Origin of the sequence: Halobacterium bonnevillei (assembly GCF_009831555.1) — an archaeon.
Lineage (GTDB): Archaea > Halobacteriota > Halobacteria > Halobacteriales > Halobacteriaceae > Halobacterium > Halobacterium bonnevillei.
On the sequence record NZ_WUUU01000273.1, the window covers coordinates 1 to 2,677 of the forward strand.

A 2,677-nucleotide genomic window follows, 5' to 3' on the forward strand; every position below is an offset into this window, starting at 1 on the left:
ACACGTTCATCGAACAGAACCGCGCATTCGTCGGCGAGCGCGTCCAGCGCGCCGAACTCCTCGGCGACCTTGAACGGGCTGTAGTGGTTCAGCAGTACGGCACCGGACCCGATGCGGATGTCGTCGGTCTCGGCGGCCAGGTGGCCGAGCAACACCTCCGGCGTCGTCCCCGCGATGCGCTCGGCCGTGCCGTGGTGTTCAGCGACCCAGACGCGCTCGTAGCCCAGTTCCTCCGCGCGCCGGGCGGTTTCGACCGTGTTGGCGTAGGCGTCCGCCGCGGTGCCGTCCCTCGGCACCGGCGAGAGGTCGACGACAGAGAGGTCCATGCCCGCACTCGGAGACACCGGGGGAAAACCATTCGGCAAGTGGCAGTCGCGTGGGGGAGCGAGTGCCGGAATGGGCACCGTTTTTCCGGCGCGGGCCGTTGCTGCGCGCATGGACTCCGCGCTCGTCGTCGGCGGCACGCGGTTCATCGGCCGCCACCTCGTCGAGGAACTGCTCGCCAACGACTACTCGGTGACGACGTTCAACCGCGGGAAGCACGACGACCCCTTCTCGGACGACGACCGCGTCCACCACGTGCAGGGCGACCGCACCGACCGGAAGGCGCTGCTGACCGCGAAACGGGAGGTCGAACCCGACGCCGTCTTCGACTGCGTGGCGTACAAGCCCCGTGAGGTCGAGGCCGCGACCGACGTCTTCGGCGGCGTCGACGCCTACGTCTACGTCTCCAGTGGCGCCGCGTACGCCGCCGAGGACGTCCCGAAGCGCGAGGGCGAGACGGACCTGGAATCCTGCACCGCCGAGGAAGCCACCGACGACACGATGGAGACGTACGGCGCGCGGAAGGCCGCCGGCGACCGCATCGTCTTCCAGGCCGCCGACCGCGGCGTGAACGCGATGAGCGTGCGGCCGCCGGTCGTCTACGGCCCACACGACTACACCGAGCGCCTCGCGTACTGGGTGGACCGCGTCGCGGAGTACGACGAGGTCGTCGTCCCCGGGGACGGCACGAACCTCTGGCAGCGCGTCTACGTCGAGGACGTCGCGCAGGGCATGCGCCTCGTCGCCGAGGAGGGCACGCCCGGCGAAGCGTACAACGTCGGGGACCGGAACGCCGTCACGCTCGACCGCATGCTGGACCTCGTCGCGGACGCCCTCGACACCAGCGTCGACCGCGCGTACACCAGCCCCCGCGAACTCTCCATCGCGGACCTTGAGCCCGCTGACTTCCCGCTGTACCGCGACTACCCCCACCTGCTGGACACCGCGAAGATCGCCGCGCTCGGCTACGAGTCCACGCCCGTCGACGAGGCGATGCGGCGAACCGCCGTCGCCCACCGCGAACACGGTCGCACCGGCGAGGACGAAGGCCCGAGCAGGGAGGCCGAACAGAAACTGCTGGACGTCCTCGGAACGGTCTAACTGCTGTCCGCTGGTCAGCCGGCACCGACCGAGACAGAACCGTTTTCCCCGTCCCCTGCGAGCGTCCGCGTATGTTCGAGAAGTCGAAGTGGATTCGCCTCCCGCGCAGCGTCGTGGTCGGCCACGACGTGCTCTCGCAGACGCGGGAGGTCATCGCCGACACCCACCTGACGGGGCGGCCGCTGGTCGTCACGAGCCCGACGCCCCGCGAGGTGGCCGCGGACCGCATCGTCGCGCAGTTCGAGGCGGCCGGCGAGGACGCGGAACTCGTCGTCGTCGAGGAGGCGACGTTCGACGCCGTCGAGGACGTCCTGGCGGTCGCGGACGGGATGGACGTCGGCTACCTGGTGGGCGTCGGCGGCGGGAAGCCCATCGACATCGCGAAGCTGGCCAGCGACCACCTGAACGTCGGGTTCGTGAGCGTCCCGACGGCGGCGAGCCACGACGGCATCGTCTCCGGGCGCGGGTCCGGTGCCGGAGGGCGACACCCGACACTCCGTGGCGGCCGCGCCGCCCATCGCGGTCGTCGCCGACACGGGCATCATCGCGGACGCGCCGTGGCGGCTGACGACCGCGGGGTGTGCGGACATCATCTCGAACTACACCGCGGTGAAGGACTGGCGGCTCGCGAACCGCCTCCAGAACGTCTACTACAGCGAGTACGCGGGGTCGCTCAGCCAGATGACCGCCGAGATGCTCGTGGACAACGCCGACTCCATCAAGCCTGGTCTCGAGGAGTCCGCGTGGGTGGTGGTGAAGGCGCTCGTGTCCTCGGGCGTCGCGATGTCCATCGCGGGGTCGTCGCGGCCCGCGTCCGGCAGCGAGCACCTGTTCAGTCACCAGCTGGACCGCATCGCGCCCGGGAAGGCGCTGCACGGCCACCAGGTCGGCGTCGGCTCCATCATCGCGGAGTACCTCCACTCCGGGGCGCAGGGCCAGTGGCAGGCAGTCCGGGACGCGCTGGCGTCCCTGGACGCGCCGACTACCGCCGACGAACTCGGCGTCACCGACGAGGAAGTACTGGAGGCGTTGACGTCCGCCCACGAGATCCGGGACCGGTACACGATTCTCGGGTCCGGCATCAGCGAGGACGCGGCGCGGGAGGCCGCCACGCGAACCGGCGTCATCTAGGAAACGGCGCTGCAGTCGCGGCGCGGGCTGGCGACGCCTAGTGAACGGCGGCGGACGCCGACACGCGGACCGGCGGCAGCTATTCGGGGACCTCGCCGGTCGCGGCGGACATCCAGCGTCC

Annotated in this window: 2 protein-coding genes and 1 pseudogene; 2 read left to right on the forward strand and 1 reads right to left on the reverse strand. The window is 70.6% G+C overall.

Annotation, left to right across the window (positions count from 1 at the left end):
- On the reverse strand, positions 1 to 326 hold a 326-nt coding region (locus tag GRX66_RS18190; RefSeq protein WP_159527748.1), incomplete at its 3' end, for an LLM class flavin-dependent oxidoreductase.
- Positions 327 to 435: 109 nt separating this feature from the next.
- On the opposite strand from GRX66_RS18190, the gene GRX66_RS18195 reads away from it, so the two are divergent.
- Together GRX66_RS18195 and GRX66_RS18200 are read left to right on the forward strand one after the other, a co-directional pair.
- On the forward strand, positions 436 to 1,425 hold the full coding sequence (locus GRX66_RS18195) for an NAD-dependent epimerase/dehydratase family protein (protein ID WP_159527749.1): 990 nt from the start codon (positions 436 to 438) through the stop codon (positions 1,423 to 1,425).
- 71 nt (positions 1,426 to 1,496) lie between these two features.
- Positions 1,497 to 2,556, forward strand: a pseudogene (locus tag GRX66_RS18200) (NAD(P)-dependent glycerol-1-phosphate dehydrogenase).
- The last annotated feature ends 121 nt before the right edge of the window (positions 2,557 to 2,677 follow it).